The organism is Kitasatospora sp. NPDC029367, from assembly GCF_055569135.1.
Window position 1 is genome coordinate 1 of record NZ_JBVHYH010000081.1, and the last position, 18,093, is coordinate 18,093.

The 18,093-nt window shown below is 71.2% G+C and carries 15 protein-coding genes and 4 pseudogenes; 9 read left to right on the forward strand and 10 right to left on the reverse strand.

Annotation, left to right across the window (positions count from 1 at the left end; translation table 11 throughout):
- The first annotated feature begins 265 nt into the window (after window positions 1-265).
- A complete protein-coding gene (locus ACZ4W5_RS31860; protein ID WP_465658462.1) occupies window positions 266-1,051 on the forward strand; it encodes a maleylpyruvate isomerase family mycothiol-dependent enzyme in 786 nt (261 codons plus the stop codon).
- A gap of 87 nt (window positions 1,052-1,138) precedes the next feature.
- Here ACZ4W5_RS31860 and ACZ4W5_RS31865 read toward each other — a convergent pair whose 3' ends face one another.
- Window positions 1,139-2,005, reverse strand: a complete 867-nt coding sequence (locus tag ACZ4W5_RS31865) for an NAD-dependent epimerase/dehydratase family protein (RefSeq protein WP_465658463.1) — start codon at window positions 2,003-2,005, stop codon at window positions 1,139-1,141.
- A 289-nt stretch (window positions 2,006-2,294) separates the two neighbouring features.
- On the opposite strand from ACZ4W5_RS31865, the pseudogene ACZ4W5_RS31870 reads away from it, so the two are divergent.
- Window positions 2,295-2,423, forward strand: a pseudogene (locus ACZ4W5_RS31870) (IS630 family transposase); the annotation flags it as partial.
- Between the two features lie 8 nt (window positions 2,424-2,431).
- Here the strand turns inward: ACZ4W5_RS31870 and ACZ4W5_RS31875 are convergent.
- The gene (locus tag ACZ4W5_RS31875) at window positions 2,432-3,115 is read right to left on the reverse strand and encodes a class I SAM-dependent DNA methyltransferase (protein ID WP_465658465.1); all 684 of its coding nucleotides are present in this window, start codon (window positions 3,113-3,115) and stop codon (window positions 2,432-2,434) included.
- Between the two features lie 272 nt (window positions 3,116-3,387).
- On the opposite strand from ACZ4W5_RS31875, the gene ACZ4W5_RS31880 reads away from it, so the two are divergent.
- Together ACZ4W5_RS31880 and ypfJ are read left to right on the forward strand one after the other, a co-directional pair.
- Window positions 3,388-4,212, forward strand: a complete 825-nt coding sequence (locus ACZ4W5_RS31880; RefSeq protein WP_465658508.1) for a helix-turn-helix transcriptional regulator — start codon at window positions 3,388-3,390, stop codon at window positions 4,210-4,212.
- Window positions 4,213-4,393: 181 nt separating this feature from the next.
- Window positions 4,394-5,299, forward strand: coding sequence for a KPN_02809 family neutral zinc metallopeptidase (gene ypfJ, locus ACZ4W5_RS31885; protein ID WP_360245685.1), 906 nt, complete (start codon window positions 4,394-4,396; stop codon window positions 5,297-5,299).
- A 441-nt stretch (window positions 5,300-5,740) separates the two neighbouring features.
- Here ypfJ and ACZ4W5_RS31890 read toward each other — a convergent pair.
- Window positions 5,741-6,510 (reverse strand): annotated as a pseudogene (locus tag ACZ4W5_RS31890) (transposase).
- A 96-nt stretch (window positions 6,511-6,606) separates the two neighbouring features.
- Between ACZ4W5_RS31890 and ACZ4W5_RS31895 the strand changes: the two are divergent.
- Together ACZ4W5_RS31895 and ACZ4W5_RS31900 are read left to right on the forward strand one after the other, a co-directional pair.
- On the forward strand, window positions 6,607-6,987 hold the full coding sequence (locus ACZ4W5_RS31895) for a DUF6221 family protein (RefSeq protein WP_465658466.1): 381 nt from the start codon (window positions 6,607-6,609) through the stop codon (window positions 6,985-6,987).
- 211 nt (window positions 6,988-7,198) lie between these two features.
- Complete coding sequence (locus tag ACZ4W5_RS31900; protein WP_465658468.1) at window positions 7,199-7,738, forward strand: hypothetical protein; 540 nt, start codon at window positions 7,199-7,201, stop codon at window positions 7,736-7,738.
- A 53-nt stretch (window positions 7,739-7,791) separates the two neighbouring features.
- On the opposite strand, the pseudogene ACZ4W5_RS31905 reads toward ACZ4W5_RS31900, so the two are convergent.
- Window positions 7,792-7,938, reverse strand: a pseudogene (locus ACZ4W5_RS31905) (ATP-binding protein); the annotation flags it as partial.
- Between the two features lie 552 nt (window positions 7,939-8,490).
- On the opposite strand from ACZ4W5_RS31905, the gene ACZ4W5_RS31910 reads away from it, so the two are divergent.
- Together ACZ4W5_RS31910 and ACZ4W5_RS31915 are read left to right on the forward strand one after the other, a co-directional pair.
- Window positions 8,491-9,651 (forward strand): serine hydrolase domain-containing protein, encoded by a 1,161-nt coding sequence (locus ACZ4W5_RS31910; protein WP_360245679.1) that lies wholly within the window; start codon window positions 8,491-8,493, stop codon window positions 9,649-9,651.
- A 353-nt stretch (window positions 9,652-10,004) separates the two neighbouring features.
- Window positions 10,005-10,787 (forward strand): IS5 family transposase, encoded by a 783-nt coding sequence (locus ACZ4W5_RS31915; RefSeq protein ID WP_465658469.1) that lies wholly within the window; start codon window positions 10,005-10,007, stop codon window positions 10,785-10,787.
- Window positions 10,788-11,052: 265 nt separating this feature from the next.
- Here ACZ4W5_RS31915 and ACZ4W5_RS31920 read toward each other — a convergent pair whose 3' ends face one another.
- Window positions 11,053-11,310, reverse strand: coding sequence for a hypothetical protein (locus tag ACZ4W5_RS31920; protein ID WP_360245676.1), 258 nt, complete (start codon window positions 11,308-11,310; stop codon window positions 11,053-11,055).
- A 268-nt stretch (window positions 11,311-11,578) separates the two neighbouring features.
- Between ACZ4W5_RS31920 and ACZ4W5_RS31925 the strand changes: the two genes are divergently transcribed.
- The gene (locus ACZ4W5_RS31925) at window positions 11,579-12,358 is read left to right on the forward strand and encodes a 2-phosphosulfolactate phosphatase (protein ID WP_465658470.1); all 780 of its coding nucleotides are present in this window, start codon (window positions 11,579-11,581) and stop codon (window positions 12,356-12,358) included.
- A gap of 47 nt (window positions 12,359-12,405) precedes the next feature.
- Here ACZ4W5_RS31925 and ACZ4W5_RS31930 read toward each other — a convergent pair.
- From ACZ4W5_RS31930 to ACZ4W5_RS31950, 5 genes and pseudogenes are all read right to left on the reverse strand, one after another.
- Window positions 12,406-13,053, reverse strand: a pseudogene (locus ACZ4W5_RS31930) (ATP-binding protein); the annotation flags it as partial.
- 278 nt (window positions 13,054-13,331) lie between these two features.
- Window positions 13,332-14,690, reverse strand: coding sequence for a sugar ABC transporter permease (locus tag ACZ4W5_RS31935; protein WP_465658471.1), 1,359 nt, complete (start codon window positions 14,688-14,690; stop codon window positions 13,332-13,334).
- Window positions 14,687-15,481 carry an ATP-binding cassette domain-containing protein gene (locus ACZ4W5_RS31940; protein WP_360232370.1) on the reverse strand — a complete coding sequence of 265 codons (795 nt, stop codon included), beginning with the start codon at window positions 15,479-15,481 and terminating at the stop codon, window positions 14,687-14,689. Before ACZ4W5_RS31940 ends, ACZ4W5_RS31935 begins: the two co-directional genes overlap by 4 nt.
- A 403-nt stretch (window positions 15,482-15,884) precedes the next feature.
- Window positions 15,885-16,982: a sugar ABC transporter substrate-binding protein gene (locus ACZ4W5_RS31945; RefSeq protein WP_465658473.1), complete on the reverse strand. Its 1,098-nt coding sequence runs from the start codon at window positions 16,980-16,982 to the stop codon at window positions 15,885-15,887.
- Window positions 16,979-18,046, reverse strand: coding sequence for a cupin domain-containing protein (locus tag ACZ4W5_RS31950; RefSeq protein WP_465658510.1), 1,068 nt, complete (start codon window positions 18,044-18,046; stop codon window positions 16,979-16,981). The genes ACZ4W5_RS31945 and ACZ4W5_RS31950 overlap by 4 nt, the downstream gene beginning before the upstream one ends.
- Window positions 18,047-18,093 lie beyond the last annotated feature (47 nt).

Here is an 18,093-nt window from a genome sequence, read left to right on the forward strand (position 1 = left end):
GACACCACCCCCCCACAACCCCCCTGCCGCTCCCCCCCCTCCCCCCCCCCCCCTCCCGGGCGGCGGGGCAGCCCCGGGGGTGGCCACCCCCCCCCCCCCCCCGGGGGGGCCCCCCGGGCCTCCGGCCTGCCTGCCCTGCCCGCTTCGCCCGCTTTGCCTGTCCGTCCGCTTGCCTGTCGGCTTGCCTGTCGGCTTGCCCGTCCGCTTGCCCGTCCGGCCGTCGAAATCGCTGGCCCGTGCCCCGGGGCGGTGATAGACATCCGGGGTGCAAACGACCTTGGACCTCCCCGACCTGCTGCGTCTGATCGACGAGCGCTCCGGCGCCTTCCGCGCCGCGATCGCCGCCGCCCCCGACCTCGACGCCACCGTCCCCAGCTGCCCCGAGTGGACGCTCTTCGACCTGGCGCAGCACCTGGGCGGCGGGGACCGCTTCTGGGCCGCGATCGTCGCCGCCGGCCCCGCCGACGCGCCGCCCGCCGAGGCGGTCGCCGCGCGCGCCGCCCTCACTCCGCCCCGCGAACGTGAGGCCCTGGTGGCCTGGCTGGCCGCCTCGACGCGGCACCTGCTGGACGCCCTGAGCGCCGCCGGCGCCGAGGCCGGCTGCTGGACGTGGTGGGGCAACTCGCAGTCCCCGCAGACCGCCGGGGCCGTCGCCCGCCACCGGGTCCAGGAGACCGCGGTGCACACCTACGACGCCCAACTCGCCATGGGGGCGCCCGAGCTGCTGCCCCAGGAGGTCGCCCTCGACGGCGCCGAGGAGTTCCTGCTCTCCTGCTGCGCCACGACCTTCCCCTGGCCGCACGCCGACGCGGTCGTCGACTGCCACGCCACCGAGGGCCACTCCTGGCGCGTGCACCTGGACGCCGACGGAGCCCGGGCCGAGACCCTGGCCGAAGACGCCGCCGCCGTCACCGTCGCGCACGCGTCCGCGCGCGGCGGCGCCTCCGAGATCGTCCTCTTCTACTACGGCCGCCTCACGATGGAGGACCTGGCCATCGACGGCGACCCCAAGATCTTCCAGCAGCTCATCGACTGGAAGCCGGGCGCGTAACCGCTGTTCGGCCCGGGCCGGAGGCGCCCGCGCCGCGGGTGGCCGGGCGGGCGCGGCTGTGCCGGAGCCGGCCGGGCGGGGGCGTGGTTACAGTGCCCCGGCCTGCGCCGCCGCCCACGCGGACGGGAACAGCGGACGCCACCCCAGGTCCCGGCGGGCAGCCGCGGTCGACACCTGCCCCTCCCACGGGTCGAACTCCGCCCCCGGGGCCGAAGTGCCCGGGTGAGTACGGCCGTTGAGGACGTGCAGGTCCCAGGCGGTCAGCGGCGCGTCGTCCGACACGTTGTAGGTGCGGCCCTCGATCCCCGGGGTCACCACCGCCCGCCACAGCGCCTGCGCCACGTCCGCGTGGTGCACCACCGCCAGCCGCTGGTGGGCCGGCCAGGACGCGGCCCAGTGCAGCGACTGCGCCAGGTGCGGATCGCCCTCCCCGTAGACGAACGCCAACCGGGCCACCACCAGCGGCAGTTCGCCGCCCAGCTCGCGCAGTCCCGCCTCGGCCTGCGCCTTGGACTGCGCGTACACTCCCCACGCCGGATCGGGCGCGAGCCGGTCCTCCTCCACGGCCGGGCGGCCCAGCCCCCGCCCGTACACCAGGTTGGTGCTGGTGTGCACGAACCGGGCCACCCCCGCCTTCGCGGCCTCCCGGCCCAGCGCGATCGCCGCGTCCCGGTTCACCGCCCACGCCTGCTCGTCCGGCACCCCGCGCAGCGCGGCCGCCACGTTCAGCACCACGTCGGCGCCTGCCAACGCCCGCGCCCGGTCGGCGGGTTCGCACACGTCCCCGACCACCGTCTCCACCCCGTCCAGCCCCAGGCCCAGCGCCTGCGCCTTGGCCGCGTCCCGCACCAGCACCCGCACCGAACCGCCCTCGGCCCCGGCCCACCGCGCCAGGCGCGGCACCAGACGCCGCCCCACCGAACCGGTCGCCCCCGTCACCAGGATCTTCGTCATGCTTGCTTCCCCTCACAGGAGTTGTGCTCTCCGACATCCACCAGCCTGCCCGCCGGCCCCCGTCGCCGACAGAGACCCGCCGATCCAGGGACTCCCGATCCCTGGCTGAGCGCCCGCACCAGGGATCACGGACCTTGTACGGCCGGTAATCGAGCTGCCGCGGCCGGGGTTGCCGCGTATCCTGCACGGCTGTGGACATGGAACGCAGTGCTCGCCGGCTTCGGCTGGTCGGCGAGACGGTAGAGATCGCGAAGGGCAGATGATGCCGGTTCGGGTGCCGGGCCGGTTTGTCGACGGCACTGTCCACGCGGGCCACAGGGAACAGGACAGCCTGATCCGTCGCTACACCAGCCGGCGGAACAAGCACGCCGCCGATGAACGCCTACGCGCGGCCGTCGACAGGGCGAACGTTGCCTGATGCGGCCCCTAGACGGCGCGCAGCAGGAGGCGGCCGTGGCGGAAGCGTTCGCCTTCGGTGGGTTCGCGCAGCAGGCGGGCGCTCTCGGTGAGGCCGGCCTCCCGCGCCAGGTCGGCGAGGTGGTCGATGGGCCAGCGGTAGGCGGTGGTCACCTTGTGGTCGAAGGCCGTCACCGGGGCGCCCTCGGACTCGAAGAAGCCGAGCAGCGCGTACCCGCCCGGCGCCAGGACGCGGCGGAACTCCGCGAGGTAGGAGGGCAGTTGCTGGGGCGGGGTGTGGATCAGCGAGTACCAGGACACCACGCCGGCCAGTTCCCCGTCACCCGCCTCCAGCGCGCCCATCGAGCCGACCTCGAAGCGCAGCCCGGGGTAGCTGCGGCGGGCGATGGCGACGAGGGCGGGGGAGAGGTCGACGCCGAACGCGTCCAGGCCCTGCTCCCGCAGCGCCGCCGTCAGGTAGCCCGGCCCGCAGCCGAGGTCCGCGACCACCGGCGCCGGGGCCGAAGCCGGGGCGTGGCCGGGGTTTGAGGTGGGGGCGCCCTCGCGCACCAGGTCGGCGAAGGCGGCGACGAAGCAGCGGTCCAGCGGCTGGCGGGCCAGACCGTCCTTGACGTGGTCGGCGTAGCGCTCGGCCAGGGCGTCGTAGGCGTCGGCTGTCGTGCTCAGGTACGACGAGGACGACGGGGATGACACGGATGACAGGGATGACAGGGACTCGGTCACGGGGACGACCCTAGCGCCTGTCGAGAAGGGGTGCTCAGAGCCGATTGCCCTGGCCCCCTTCGCCGGATCCGCCAGCCACCTGACGCCGCCACACCCCCGGTCCTCTCGGATCCCCCTGGTCCCCTCGGATCCCTCCGGGCCCGCGGCCCGCCGGGTTCCAGCGGACCACGGACAGCGGCCCGCAACCCGGGACCGGTACTCCCTGGCTACCGCCCCCGGCGCCCGTCATGCTGGACCTCATGATCGACCGCCCCGCCCTCGCCGACTTCCTCAGTCGCTCCCGCGCCCGCCTGACCCCCGCCGACGTCGGCCTGCCGCCCGGGGCCCGGCGCCGCACCCCCGGGCTGCGCCGGGAGGAGGTGGCGCAGCTGGCCGGCCTGTCGGTGGACTACTACGCCCGCCTGGAGCAGCGCCGCGGCCCGCAGCCCTCGCCGCAGCTGCTGGCTGCGCTGGCCCGGGCGCTGCGCCTGAGCGAGGACGAGCGCGACCACCTGTTCCATCTGGTCGGCCACGAGCCGCCGCGCCGGCACGCGCTGCTCGCGCACGTGCGCCCCGGGCTGCTGCTGATCCTGGACCGTCTGCACGACACGCCCGCCCAGGTGGTCTCCGACCTGGGGGACGTGCTGGCGCAGAACGCGATGGCCGCCGCCGTGTTCGGGGACGCCACCGCGTCGGGGCGGCGCAACCTGCTTCTGCGCTGGTTCACCGACCCGGCCGCTCGCGCGCTGTTCCCGCCCGAGGACCACGAGGAACTGGCCCGCGCCCACGTGGCGGGACTGCGCGCCGCGCACGCGGCCGGCCCGGGCGATCGGCGGGTAGCCGATCTGCTCGCCGAACTCCTCGCCACCGGGGAGGAGTTCGCCGCGTACTGGCAGCGCCACGAGGTGGCACTGCGGCGCAGCGGTCGCAAGCGGGTGCGCCACCCGGTGGTGGGGGAGCTGGACCTGGAGTGCGAGGTGCTGGCCGCCGGCGGGCAGGACCAGCTGCTGCTGGTGCACACCGCCGCAGCGGGCAGTGAGAGCGCCTCCCGGCTGGAACTGCTGCGTGTGGTCGGCGCCGCCGTGTGACGTCCCTCGCGTGGCTGAGAAGGCTGCCGTCCGTCGGGGCCCGCTGCCCGTAGGCTGAGCGGGCCGCACGGGGCGCAGAACGTCACCAACGCGACACACCGACACACCGACGTACCGACACACCGACGTATCGGCACGGCGGCATACCGACAGATCGACAGAAGCGGGCAGGCAGGGGCACATGCAGTTCGACGACGACGGCGACCTCGACACCTCACAGGTGGACGACCGGCGCGGCATCCCGGGCGGGAAGGTCGCCATCGGCGGCGGGGCGGTGGGCCTGATCGCGGTGCTGTTCGCGGTCATCCTCGGGGTCGACCCCCAACTGCTGGGCCTGTCCGACGGCGGCGGCAGCAGCTCCTCCTCCACCACCGGGGTGCGCACCGACAGCGAGGTGCGCCAGTCCTGCAAGAAGGGCGTGGACGCCAACAAGCGCCAGGACTGCCGGATCACCGCCGTCACCAACAGCCTCCAGGAGTTCTGGAGCGCCGAGCTGCCGCGCCGTACCAAGGTCGCCTACAAACCGGCCCAGACGGTGCTGTTCACCAACCGGGTCTCCACCGCCTGCGGCCCGGCGACCTCCGCGGTCGGCCCGTTCTACTGCCCCGGCGACCAGATGGCCTACTTCGACCTCGGCTTCTTCGACGAACTGTCCACCCGCTTCGGCGCCAAGGGCGGCCCGTTCGCCGAGTCCTACGTCGTCGCCCACGAGTACGGCCACCACCTGCAGAACCTGCTGGGCACCATGCAGAAGGTCGGCGGCGACCGCCAGGGCGCCGACAGCGCCTCGGTGCGCCTGGAACTCCAGGCCGACTGCTACGCCGGGGTGTGGGCGCACCACGCCACCACCACCCCGCAGCCCTCCACCGGCCGCCCGCTGATCTCGGTCCTCACCGACCAGGACATCGCCCAGGGCCTGGACGCGGCGGCGGCCGTCGGTGACGACCGGATCCAGAAGCAGGCCACCGGCAGGATCAACCCGGAGGCGTGGACCCACGGCTCCTCCGCCCAGCGCAAGGCCTGGTTCACCACCGGCTACCGCAGCGGCGACCTGACCCAGTGCGACACCTTCTCCGGCAAGATCTGACGCACCGCCGCCACTTGACCACCCCCCGTTCGGCGAGCTCCTCCTCGGGGAGCTCTTCGCGAATGCCGTCCAGCACTCCGGTACGCCCGACGACCGGTTGATCGAGATCCGCCTCGCCGTCAGCGGCGACCTTTCCGACCCGGGGTGCGTGATGCGGGGGTCGGGCGACCCTGTGTCCGGTCCGCCACGCCGGGCGAGGGGTGCGGGCGTGGGTTGTTCGTGGTCAACGGGTCGGCCAGGTGGTGGGGTTGCTGCCCTTTCTTTCCCGGGCGTGCTCTCGGTCGGGGCCTTCGTGGTTGGCGCTCTGCTCCCGCGCGCCGCTGGCTGCCGGGCGGGCGGTGGGTGTGACCTTGGACGTTCTGGCTTCGTTCACTTCTAAGGGCTGTCCCGTAAATGATCTCTGACCCTCGGACGTGGTGGGCCGCCGTGCGGCCCGCTGGCCTATCCGGCGAGGGCAAGGTTGTGCATCTGTGCGATGCCGAGCATGGCGTGGTGAACACCGTCTCCTTTGAGGCGGCAGTCGCGGAGGATCTTCCAGGTCTTCATCCGGGCGAAGACGTGCTCGACACGGGCCCGAACCTGCTTGTGGGACTTGTTGTGTTCCTCCTTCCAGGCTGGAAGTTCGGTCTGGCCGCGCTCTCTGCGGTGTGGGATGACGAGCCCGGTGCCGGGATAGCCGCCGTCGGCGATTGTGAGGGTCTTGCCGACGGCGGCCTTGGCGCCGGACTCCTCCCACGCCTTGCAGTCGTTGCGGTTCCCGGCGAGTGGCCGGCCGACCACGACGACCAGGCGGGTGTCGGCGTCGATGACGACTTGGTGTTGGTGGAGTACCGATAGTTCTTCGACCGCTCGGCGATCGTGTGGTCGTGGGTGGGCACTAAGGTGCCGTCCACGATGAGCACGGTGCCCTTGGCGAACCGCTTGCGGGGCTGGAGGGCAAGCATCGGCCCGAGGTTGTCGATGATCCGGTCCGCTGCCGACTTCGATATCCCGAACAGCGGGGCGAGCTGGCGCATGGTCAGATTCGTGCGCCAGTACGCCGCGACGAGCAGGGCCCGGTCCTCCAGCGGAAGGCTCCATGGCTGGCCCCTGCGGACCGCGTCCGCACCCTGGCGCCGCAGCACCGTCACCAACTTGCCGAAGGCGCGAGGGCTCAGCCCGGAGAACGGGGCTATCCAGGACGGCTCGGACGCCGTGATCACACCAGCCACAGCGAGATCATTCCAGTTGTCGGGCCTGCCAGCCGGCGCCTGCCCACAGCATGGAAATCAGGCGACCGGGCCTCATACATCGTCCAGGATGACGCCATGAGCCAAGACCTTGTGGCGTTCCTCCACGCACGGCTGGACGAGGAGGCCGACCTGGCCCGACGCAGCGACGGTGACGGCTGCGGGGAGTGGACCGCTCACGGGCACACGGTCGACTTCTGCCATGGAGAACTCTCCGGCTTCCATCCCACGATCGCCCTGCACGTCGCGCTGCACGACCCGGCTCGTGTTCTGCGGGAGGTCGAAGCCAAGCGACGCGTGCTCTCCCGTCATGTACTCAGTCCAGCCACCGGCGACCCCGAACTGCCGTGGGACAACCGCGATGACTGCCAGTACGACGGCGAGACCTGGCCATGCGACGACCTCCTCGACCTCGCCTCGCCCTACGCCGATCACCCCGCCTACCCGCGACGGCCCTGAGGCGCAGATCCTTTGCGGGACAGCCCTTAGGGACAGCGATTGTTCGCGAGTTCGGGCAGTGGTTGGTGATCACTGGGCGGGCGGATGTTCACGAGTTTTGACAGCAGTGCCGCCGTGACGAGCTGTCGCAGAGGCTGATTCTTGATCGTCTCGGCAGGCCGTGGCGTGGCATTCTGTGCGAGCTGCCTTGGGCTGTTCGATGGGGGAACGCATGAGCTATGACCTGGAGTGGGTGGAGCTGCCCGAAGCCGTGGCGGAAGCGCGGAATCAGTGGGAGTCCTGCATCGATCGTGGTCTGCCATGTGACCACGTCCCGCGATGCTCGGAGTCGTACTTCTCGCTCGCGGGGCCGTTCCAGTTCCATTTGAACGTCGCCGGGATGGCGGTTTGCCGGGACGGGCTGCGTCGTTCCGGCATGACCTATCAGTCAGAGCACCAGCCCTTCCCTGCCTGGCCGTTCAAGGAGATCGAGGACTGGCAGTCGGCTGACCGGGCCCGCAGGGATGCGTTCGATGTGGCCGAGCGGGCCGCCTCCGCCCAGACTGTCCCGGGGAAGGTTGGGATTCCGGAGTTCAAGCTGCTGAGCAATGGCCCGTGGCTGGTCGGCGCCGAAGAGATCGCGCAGGCTCTGGATCTCTATGAGGAGGCATCGGCCGCCGTGCGTTCCGAGCTGGAGACCGATGGTCTGTGGCGGGACTGGCTCGGGTGGCTGCGCGAGACGGCTGTCCATGGAGGCTCCACGGTCAGCTGAGGATGCCAGCGGTGTGCGGCCCGCTCCTGTGGGTTAGCGGCCCGCAGGGCAGGTCAGCTGGCAGCGGCGTTCTCGGCGCGGGCTCGGGTGGTGGCGAGTCGGTAGGAGTCGGTGCCGGTCTCGATGATGGTGCCGTTGAAGGTGAGGCGGTCGACGATGGCTGCGCAGAGGCGGGGGTCGGTGAAGGTCTTGGTCCACCCATCTGGGCCTGGCACTTGTTCGCTGGCTCGGGTTCCTGCTGCCACCTGGCCGTATCTCCCTCCTGGTGTCCTCCTTGAATCTCAGTAGCCGTTGCTCTATCGATCTTGGCGATCGTGAGTTCGAGTCTGCCGACTCGGTCGGGTGATCTTCTGGTCAGCCCGACATGAAAGTGGGGCCTCCCGCACAGCTCGTGGGTGTCGAATCTAGCCGAGCAACAGGAGGCCCCTGGTGCCGCAGGCTTCCGTCTCCGTGGCGTTGCCTTCCAACTCCGCATCCCTGTCGTGTGATTGCCTCGCTCACCGGCGCGGGAACGCCGGGGACCGGCCGCACAGGCGTCCGAGGTACCCCTCGGACATGACCGACGCGGAGTGGGCAGTGGTCCGCATACGCCGCCAGGAGGAGGGGCCGGGAGGACGGGGGATCTACGTCCCTGGCGCCCCGTCGTCCTCGACGGCGATGACTGCCCTCTCGACCGCGTGATGTCGTGGAAACGGCGCCGGGAGACCCTGGCGCGCATCCCGCATCGCATGTACCAGCAGAGGTGACATTCCGTGAACTCTCAAACGACACGACGGTTCTGCTCGTCGCGCCGCACGGCGACGACCGTCGCCATCGCCGTGGCCGCCAACGCCCTCGCGGTCGGCGCGCTCGCCCCGTCCGCCGTCGCCGCCCCGGGGGCCGCCAAGCCGGACGCCGTCCAGCAGCGCCTGAACGCGCTGGTCGACCCCGACCGCGTGCCCGGCGCGCTGGCCGCCGTCCGTGACGGGGCCGGTCGCATCCGTACCTACACCGCGGGGGTCGGGGACCGGGACACCGGTGCGAAGCTGCCCAGGGACGGCCAGGTGCGGATCGGCAGCGTCACCAAGACGTTCACCGCGGTGGTTGTGCTGCAACTGGTCGGTGAGGGCGAGATAGGCCTCGACGACCCGGTCGAGAAGTACCTGCCCGGTCTCGTGCGCGGGAAGGGCATCGACGGGCGCGACATCACGGTGCGTCAACTCCTGCAGCACACCGCCGGACTCCCCGAGTACGAGCCGGACGTCACCGAGTCCATCCTCCGGGGCCGCTACGTCTCGCCCCGCGACGCCCTGGACATCGCGCTCCGGCACGAAGCGGCCTTCCGTCCGGGCACGGCCTGGGGGTACAGCAGCACGAACTACTTGGTGGCCGGCCTGGTCGTGGAGAAGGTCACCGGCCGTCCCCTCGCCGAGACTGTCGACAGGCGCGTCATCCAGCCCATCGGGCTGCGCCACACCTACTTTCCCGCCCCTGGCGAGACCACCTTCCGGGAGCGCCACCCCCGGGGCTACCGCACGGACGGCCCGGGCGGATCGCTGCGTGACGTCACCGAGATCGACCCCTCCGCGGCCTGGGCGGGCGGCGCGATGGTGTCCACCGACTCCGACCTCGCCACGTTCTTCTCCGAGCTCATGCGCGGCCACCGCCTCCTCGATGACCCCCAGCTCCAGCAGATGCGCGCCACCGTCGATACGGGGCACCCCGGCTTCCGCATCGGACTGGGGATCGTGCCGGCGACGCTGTCCTGCGGCACGACCGTGTGGTTCCACAACGGCGGCATCCCGGGCTACGGCACCTGGAGTGCCGCCACCGAGGACGGACGCGCCGCCAGCGTCACGCTGACCGTCGAGCCTACCGGCGCCAGCGACCTGGCTCCCGCCCTCGGCGCCGTCGACGCGGCCCTGTGCCCCTGAGAAGCCGTTGCCGTAACGATTTTGATGGACGCGGGTTCGACTGGTGCGGCTCGGTCGGGTGATCTCGCTGCTTACCGGGCATGAGAAGCCGTTGCCGTACCGATCATGGTGAGCATCGGTTCGAATGCGGCGACCCGGTCGGGTGATCTCCAACTGGTGCGCGCATGAAGGCAGGGCCTCCTGTTCAGTTCGAGGTTGTCGACGCCCGAAGCACCACAGGATGCCCTGTGCCGCAGTCTGTCGCTGTCATGCCGGTTGAGTCCAACTCGGCTGCCCGATCATGTGATTGCCTCGCTCACCGCTTCGGGAACGCGGGCGACCGTCCAGACCGTGTGCGCCGCTACGAATCGGACATGACGGACACGGAGTGGGGCGTTGTGCGGGACGCGATGCCCGTGCCGCCGTGGCTGGAAGGACGGGGCGGGCAGCCGGAGGGTTACTGCCACCGGCAGCTGCTGGACGCGGTCCGCTACCTGGTCGACAACGGGATCAAGTGGCGGGCGATGCCGGCTGACTTCCCTGCCTGGGACCGCGTTTACGCCTTCGTGCGGCGGTGGCGGGCGCGGAGCCTGCTGGCCGAGTTGCACGACCGGCTGCGGGGCCTGGTGCGCGAGGACACCGGCCGGGACCCGGAGCCGACCGCGGCGGTGATCGACGCACAGTCGCTGCGGTCGGCGGCCACGGTCCCGGCGTCCTCACGCGGGTACGACGGGGCGAAGAAGGTGCCGGGGCGCAAGCGTCACATCGTGGTCGACTGCCTCGGACTGCTGCTGGCCGTGCTGGTCACCGCCGCGAACGTGACGGACCGGGACGCCGCGATGCCGCTGCTAGAGCATGTGCGGGCCCGTTACCGGAAGATCGTCCTGCTCTGGGCCGACGGTGGCTACGCGGGCCGCTTGGTCACCTGGGCGAATCAGGCACTGCGACTGACCCTTGAGATCGCCAGGCGAAGCGACGACGCGTCCGGCTTCGTGGTGCTGCCGAGGCGCTGGGTGGTCGAACGCACGCTGAGCTGGCTGATGCGCTCGCGGCGCCTGGTGCGTGACTACGAGACGCTGCCCGCCGTCCACGAGCAGATGGTGCTCTGGTCGATGACGATGCTCATGACGAGGCGCCTGGCCCGGCGGCGAGCGTGAACCTGCCCGGGGACGGCTCGACGGCCCAGCCTCGGTCCGCCAGCCGCTTCATCTTCGACCGCACGCCCTCCACGCTCGCCGGGACCGGGGCCAACCCCAGGACGGCGGCAACTTCCTGACAGGTCATCACCCTGTCTCCATCCGCCCTGCGTTCGGCCAGAACAGAAAGGATGCGCTGGTAGTCCACAGCCAGCACGTCTGCCACCAACGCGGGCCGCCACACCGGGACGATCGAGCCCGCACGAGCCGCCCTCGGCGGGCGGACCTAGGCCGGCGTGTCCGGAACGGGTTCCGGCTCCGACGCGGAGGGCTCTTCAGGTTCCGGGCCGGCCGCACCGGCATCCCGGGGATGCGGTGCGGACAGGACCTCGCCGACCCGCTGGCGGGCGATCAGCCACTCCTGCCAATCCGTCTCCGCCTCCGCGAGTTCAGCGAGCACCCGGTCCGCCGCCTCCCGCAGCCCCTCGACGCGCTCTCGCGCAGCCAGTTCCCGCTCCTCCAGCAGACCCACGACCGACGCCATCCCGGCACCTCCACCGACGAGAAAACCCGATGCCCCGAGCCTGCCTCGCCCATGTCGAAGTCATGCCTGAGCTGCGGAAACACGCCGATCTAGTTCGGTACGACAACGGCTTCTCATGGCAGCACTCGTCTTTTCCAGGTGGTGCCATGACGGTTCAGGCGCGAGGAAGGTGTGCCGGTGGGTGAGGCGAGACTGCAGGTCATCGCGGGCGGTGCAGGCCCGTAAACAGGCCACCCCAGTGATCCAATCGATGAAATACTCGGTGATCATGAGTGACTGGTTCCTGCAGCAAGAGCACGGCGTCCGATTCGATTGGGGTCCCACCGGTGCCCAGCAACTGGCCGAGAACGCCGCCTGCCTGGTAGTGGTCGACGTGCTGTCGTTCACGACATCGGTAACCGTCGCCGTCGAGGCAGGGACCCAGGTCTTTCCCTATGCCTGGCGCGATGAGACGGCGTCCGCCTTTGCCCGGGCGAGGACGGCGGTGCTGGCCGTTGGGCGGCGAGCCGCCACCTCGACCTCGCCGTGGTCCCTGTCGCCGGCGGCACTGCGGCAAGCCCCGTTCACCCCCCGACTCGTGCTGCCCTCACCCAACGGATCCGCCATCGCCGCGGCGGCAGGCGATTCGACGGTGGTGGCGGGCTGTCCGCGTAACGCCACAGCTGTTGGACGATGGCTGGCCCGGCACGGCTATGGGACTGCGGAACGTCCTGTGGTGGTGATCGCTTCTGGTGAGCGGTGGCCGGACGGAAGCCTGCGGCCTGCGCTGGAGGACCTGCTGGGCGCCGGGGCGATCATCGCCGAACTGGCGTCGCAAGGCGTGGGCCCGCTGTCCCCTGAGGCAGCCGCCGCCAGGGCCTGCTTCACGCAGACTTCCGATGTCAGCGCCGCCGTGGCGGCCTGTTCCTCAGGTATCGAACTGATCCGGAGCGGGTTCGCCGACGACGTGGCCGTCGCCACTGAACTCGACGCGAGTACGGTCGTGCCCGTCCTCACCGACGGAGCCTTCAGCCACCGCGCCGATGCCGCGCCGCAGCCGAAGCTGTGACGTTTCGGCGCTGCCTGGCACGGGTTCCGCCGGAACATGTGCGCTTTGCCGAAGGACTCGTTGGAGGCGATGGCGACGCTGTTCTTCTCCTCGCGTTCGGTGAGGACTTGGAGGAGCAGTTCGGCGCCGTGGCGGTCGAGTTCCATGTAGCCGAGTTCGTCGATGTAGAGCAGGTCGACGCGGCCGTAGCGGGCGATGGTCTTGTTGAGCTGCTTCTCGTCGGCGGCCTCGACCAGTTCGTTCACGAGGTTGGTGGCGAGGGTGCAGCGGACCCTGTAGCCCTGCAATGGCGGCCTCGGTGCCCAGGGCGATCAGCAGGTGGGGCTTGCCGGTGCCGGAGTTTCCGATCAGGCAGAGCGGCCGGCTCTTCTCGATCCACTCGCAGCCGGCGAGGGTGTGGATCGTCGCGGGGTCGATGTTGGGGTTGGCGTCGAAGTCGAAGGCCCGCAGGGACTTGTCCTCGGGAAACCGGCGGCCTTGATTCGCCGCTCGGAGCGGCGTCGGGCTTGGTCGTCGGACTCGGCCATCAGCAGTTCGGCGAGGAAGCCGCGGTAGGTCATCTGGTCCTTGACCGCGCCGGCGGCGATGTCGGCGAACTCCGCGCGGATGGTCGGCAGCCTCAGCAGGCGGCAGGCGGAGTCGACGGCCGCGTCGGCGGCCTGCTCGGTCAGTCCGCGCCGGCGGGGCAGGGTCACTGGGCTTCTCCCTCACGGTGGGCGGTGCCGGCGCTGGCGCGGCGGCCTGGGAGTAACTGGTCGTAGTGGGCCACCGAGGGCGGCGGCCTGGTGCCCGGCGGCAGATGGGCGAGTCAGTCGTGTAACAGGACGTCGGCGGTGCTGACTTTTTGTGCATGTCCGGGTTTCGGTCGGGTGGTGGGGGCGTGCGGTCTCGGGTGGTGGGGGCGTGCGGTCTCGCTGGGGGTGGGGGTTGGGGGGGTGTTGGTGGCTTCTGGCTTCTGGTTGGTGGTTGGTGGTTAGTGGTGTTGTGGGTTGGTGTGGGTGTGGCGGGTGAGGGAGTCGAGGGTGACGGCGGTGAGGAGGATGGTGCCGGTGATCATGTATTGGATGGCTTGGGTGGCGTGGATCATGTCGAGGCCGGTGGTGATGGTTTGGATGACGAGGATGCCGAGGAGGGCGGTCCAGGCGTTGCCGCGGCCGCCGAAGAGGCTGGTGCCGCCGATGACGGCGGCGGCGATGGCCATCATGAGGGTGTTGCCGGTGCCGAGTTGTTTGTCGGTGGTGCCTTGTTGGGAGGCGTAGAAGAGGCCGCCGAGGCCGGCGAGGAGGGAGGAGAGGAGGAAGACGGTGGTGCGTGTGAGGGTGGTGTTGATGCCGGCGCGTCGGGCGGCTTCGGTGTTGCCGCCGAGGGCGTAGATGTGGCGTCCGTAGGGGGTGCGGCGTAGGAGGAGGTCGGTGGTGAGGATGGTGGTGAGGAGGATGACGAGGGATAGGGGGAGGCCGCGGTCTTGGTTGAGGGTGTAGGCGGTGGCGAGGGCGGGGATGGCGAGTGCGGTGGTGCGTAGGAGGGTGTGGGTGAGGGGGCGGGTGGGGAGGCCGGCGGCGGTTCGGCGGCGGGTGGTGTGGAGTTGGGTGAGGAGGTGGAGGGTGGGGGCGAGGATGGCGAGGGTCCAGGCGTAGGCGATGTCGCCGTTGCCGAGGAAGGTGGTGTCGAGGTGGGCGATGATGCCGTTGTGGTGGTTGTTGATGGTGCCGGTGTCGCCGAGGACCCATTGTTGTAGGCCGTTCCAGGCGAGCATGCCGGCGAGGGTGACGACGAAGGCGGGGACGCCGACGCGGGCGAAGAGGAGGCCGTGGAGGGTTCCCATGGCGCAGGCGGCGGTGAGGGCGGTGGTGATGGCGAGCCATTCGGGCCAGCCCTGGTGGACGGCGAGGACGGCGGCGATGGCGGAGGTGGCGCCGGCGACGGAGCCGAGGGAGAGGTCGATCTCGCCGAGGATGAGGACGAAGACGACGCCGACGGCGATGAGGCCGGGGCCGGCGATGAAGCGGGTGATGTTGGTGAGGTTGTCGGCCTGGAGGAAGTGGTGGGTGATGCTCTGGAAGACGATGGCGATGATGATGAGTGCGATGACGACGGGTAGGGGGCCGAGGTCGCCGGTGGTCAGGCGGCGGCGGGCGGTGTCGGTGCGGGCGGCCCAGGTCGTGGCGGGTGTGTGCAGGCGCGGGTCGGTGGCGGTGGGGGCACCGGTGGTGGGGTCGGTGGCGTAGGGCTCGCCGGGGGTGGGGTCGCCGGCGGTGGTGGTGGGGTCGCCGGTGGTGGTGGGGTTGGTGGTGGGGTCTTTGGGGTGGGGGTTGGTGGCGGGGGTGGTCATGGGGTGTGCTCCTCGTCGGGGTGGCGGGTCCGGCGGCGGGCGTGGGCGTTGTCGTGGGCGCCGGTGATCGCGGCGATGATCTGTTCCTGGGTGGTGGTGGCGACGGGGAAGAGGCCGTTGTTGCGGCCCAGGCGTAGGACGGCGACGGTGTCGGCGACGGCGCGGACGTCGGCCATGTTGTGGCTGATGAGGATGACGGCGAGGCCGCGTTCGCGTAGGCGTTCGACGAGGTCGAGGACTTGGGCGGTTTGTTCGACGCCGAGGGCGGCGGTGGGTTCGTCGAGGAGGACGAGGGAGGGTTCGCCGATCAGGGCGCGGGCGATGGCGATGACTTGGCGTTGGCCGCCGGAGAGGGTGGCGACGGGGGCGTGGATGTCGGGGATGCGGATGGCGAGGGTGTGGAGGAGTTCACGGGCGTGTCGTTCCATGGCGACTTCGTCGAGGAGGGTGTGTCGGTGTTGTTCGCGGCCGAGGTGGAGGTTGGCGATGACGTCGAGGTTGTCGCACAGGGCGAGGTCTTGGTAGACGGTGGCGATGCCGAGGGCGGTGGCGTCCTGGGGGCGGGTGGGGCGGACGGGGTGGCCGTGCCAGGTGAGGGTGCCTTCGTCGGCGGGGTGGACGCCGGCGATGGTTTTGACGAGGGTGGATTTGCCGGCGCCGTTGTCGCCGACGAGGGCGAGGACTTGGCCGGGGTGGACGTCGAGGTCGACGTCGGTGAGGGCCTGGACGGCGCCGAAGCGCTTGGAGACCGCGCGTAGTTGGAGGACGGGCGCGCCTGTCACATGAACCATCCTGGGTGTCCGGGAGAGGGGGGACGGGGCAGGGGGTGCCCGGGGCAGGGGCTGCCCGGGAGGGGGCTGCCCGGGGGCTGGGGGTGCTCGGGTCGGGGTTGCCTGGGCGGGGGTTGCCTGGGCGGGGGTTGCCCGGGGCTGGGGGTGCTCGGGGGCTGTCCGGGTGGGGGTGCTGGGGTGGGGGTTGCCCGGGGGCTGTCCGGGTGGGGGTTGCCCGGGTGCGGGGGGTGGGTGCGGGTGCCCGGGGCGGGGGTGCTCGGGGCGGGGGGTTGCCTGGGCGGGGGTTGCTCGGGGCGGGGGGTTGCGTGGGCGGGGGTGCTGGGGTGGGGTTGCCTGGGTGTGGGCTTGGGTGGGGGGTGCCCGGGGGTTGCCCGGGCAGGGGGGTTGTCCGGCTGGGTGGGGGTTATTTGAGGCCGGTGGTGGTGCAGGCGGTGGTGTAGTCGGGGGTGCAGATGTCGGTGGTTTTGTAGAGGCCGTCGGCGATGACGGTCTGGGCGATGTTGGTTTTGGTGACGATTTTGGCGTCGAGGAGTTTGGCGGGGATGTTCTTGTCGGTGGTGCTGTCGATGTGGCTGGTGGTCACGGTGGTGGGGTCTTTGCCCTGGAGGAGGTCGACGGCGAGTTCGGCGGCGTTGTCGGCGAGGGGTTTGTAGGCCTTGTAGATGGTGTAGGCCTGGTCGCCGTTGATGACGCGTTGGATGGCATCGAGGCCGGCGTCCTGGCCGCCGACGGGGACGTTGATGCCGGAGCCGTGGAGTTGGGTGATGATGGCGCCGGCCATGCCGTCGTTGGCGGAGTAGACGGCTTGGAAGCCGTTCTTGCCGAGTTCGGTGACGGCGGCGGCGATTTTCTGTCCGGCGACGGTGGGGTCCCATTGTCCGGACTGCTCGTAGACGACTTTCTTGATTTTTCCGTCGAGGGCCTTGTGGGCGCCGGTCTTGAACTGGGCGGCGTTGGGGTCGGCCTCGTCGCCGTTGATCATGACGATGTTCGCGTCGGGGGCTTTGGGGCCGAGGGCGTCGAGCAGGGCCTGGCCCTGGAGTTCGCCGACCTTCTCGTTGTCGAAGGAGACGTAGGCGGAGACGGGGCCGGTGGCGAGGCGGTCGTAGGCGAGGACCTTGACGCCCTTGGCGGCGGCTTCCTGGACCCAGCCCTGGGTGGACTTGGCGTTGTAGGCGTCCAGGATGATGACTTTGACGCCCTGGGTGAGGAGGGTGTCGAACTGCTGCTTCTGTTTGGTGGCGCTGCCTTCGGCGTTGTTGTAGAGGACCTTGCAACTGGCGCACAGGGACTTGACCTTGGCTTCGATGAAGGGCCGGTCGAAGGACTCGTAGCGTACGGAGGAGGCGTTCTCGGGCAGGAGCAGGCCGATGGAGGTGGTGTCGCCGGGGGTGGTGGGGTCCTTCTTGTCGCCGCCGGCTTTGCCGCAGGCGGCGGTCATGGACAGCGCGAGCGTGAGGGCGGCGGTCGGGACGAGTAGGCGACGCAGTGCGGCGTTCATACGGGTGCCTCTCCCTGGTGGCCGCCGCGGCGGTGCGGCGGGGTGGGGGGAGTCAACCCTGACCGCGTACATGGCGTCAAGAAGTCAAACCAGCCTCCGTGCGACCGGCTGCTTTTCGTTATCTTCGTGAACGCTTCGGGTGTTGTGGGGGTGCTCGTTCGTGGGTGTGGTGGTGGTGCGGTGGCGGCCGGGGGTGGTGGCGAACTCGCGGGCGAAGGCGTGGGAGAGGGTGTGGGGGCCGGTGTGGCCGACCGTGCGGGCCACTGTTTCCAGGGGGTTCGTGCCGCGGCGTAGCAGGGCTGTGGTGCGGGTCGTCCGCCACGAGGTGAGGTGGGTCGTCGGGGCGCGGGGGGTCGGGGCGGTGGAGCGGTGGTTGAGGGTGGCGGGAGACGTCGGCGCGGGCGGCGAGGGTTCTTGGTGTTCCAGGCCGGTGCCGGGTCGGTGTGTACGGCGGCCGGTGCCGTGGCCACCACGGGGTCGGGCAGTGCCGCGCCCCGGCCTTCGGCGCGGGGGTGGGTGGTCCGGGCCCGTAGGAGGTGGACCGGTAGCAGGTCGGCCGGGGCCGCGGCGGCGAGTTGTCCGCCGGGCTGTTCGGTGGCCGGTTCGGTGTTCAGCGGGGCGATGACCGGGCGCGGTTGGGGGTGGTGGGGGCGGTGGGCGGGCAGGTGGACGACGGGCGGTAGTTCGCGCATCAGCGGGTGGCCGGGGCCGGGGCCGGGGCCGGGGCCGTGGTCGAGTCGGTAGGTGCCGCACGGCAGCTCGGCGCCGCCCCCGGCGGGGCCGGGGCCTCGCCCGGGCTCGCATCCTTGCCCTTGCCCCAGCCCAGGCCCTCGCCGCCCTCGCCCTGGCTCGCGCTCTCGCCCGGGCCCTTGCCCGCGCCCTCGTCTCGGCCCGCACCCTCGCCTCGGCCCGGGTCCTTGCCCCGGCCCGCACCCTCGCTCTCGCTCGCGCCTCGGCCCGCATTCTCGCCCCGGCCCGGGCCCGCGCCGGTGCCGCGCCCTCGCCTCGGCCCGCATCCTTGCCCCGGCCCGCACCCTCGCTCTCGCTCGCGCCTCGGCCCGCATTCTCGCCCCGGCCCGGGCCCGCGCCGGTGCCGCGCCCTCGCCTCGGC

Excerpts from the sequence above, each read along its gene's own strand:
- ACZ4W5_RS31935 (WP_465658471.1), bottom strand. The coding sequence starts at position 14,690 with ATGACCACCCCCGCCACCAACCCCCACCCCAAAGACCCCACCACCAAC.
- ACZ4W5_RS31900 (WP_465658468.1), top strand. The coding sequence starts at position 7,199 with ATGAGCTATGACCTGGAGTGGGTGGAGCTGCCCGAAGCCGTGGCGGAA.
- ypfJ (WP_360245685.1), top strand. The coding sequence starts at position 4,394 with ATGCAGTTCGACGACGACGGCGACCTCGACACCTCACAGGTGGACGAC.
- ACZ4W5_RS31945 (WP_465658473.1), bottom strand. The coding sequence starts at position 16,982 with ATGAACGCCGCACTGCGTCGCCTACTCGTCCCGACCGCCGCCCTCACG.
- ACZ4W5_RS31940 (WP_360232370.1), bottom strand. The coding sequence starts at position 15,481 with ATGGTTCATGTGACAGGCGCGCCCGTCCTCCAACTACGCGCGGTCTCC.
- ACZ4W5_RS31915 (WP_465658469.1), top strand. The coding sequence starts at position 10,005 with ATGACGGACACGGAGTGGGGCGTTGTGCGGGACGCGATGCCCGTGCCG.
- ACZ4W5_RS31920 (WP_360245676.1), bottom strand. The coding sequence starts at position 11,310 with ATGGCGTCGGTCGTGGGTCTGCTGGAGGAGCGGGAACTGGCTGCGCGA.
- ACZ4W5_RS31865 (WP_465658463.1), bottom strand. The coding sequence starts at position 2,005 with ATGACGAAGATCCTGGTGACGGGGGCGACCGGTTCGGTGGGGCGGCGT.
- ACZ4W5_RS31950 (WP_465658510.1), bottom strand. The coding sequence starts at position 18,046 with ATGCGGGCCGAGGCGCGAGCGAGAGCGAGGGTGCGGGCCGGGGCAAGG.
- ACZ4W5_RS31925 (WP_465658470.1), top strand. The coding sequence starts at position 11,579 with ATGAGTGACTGGTTCCTGCAGCAAGAGCACGGCGTCCGATTCGATTGG.
- ACZ4W5_RS31895 (WP_465658466.1), top strand. The coding sequence starts at position 6,607 with ATGAGCCAAGACCTTGTGGCGTTCCTCCACGCACGGCTGGACGAGGAG.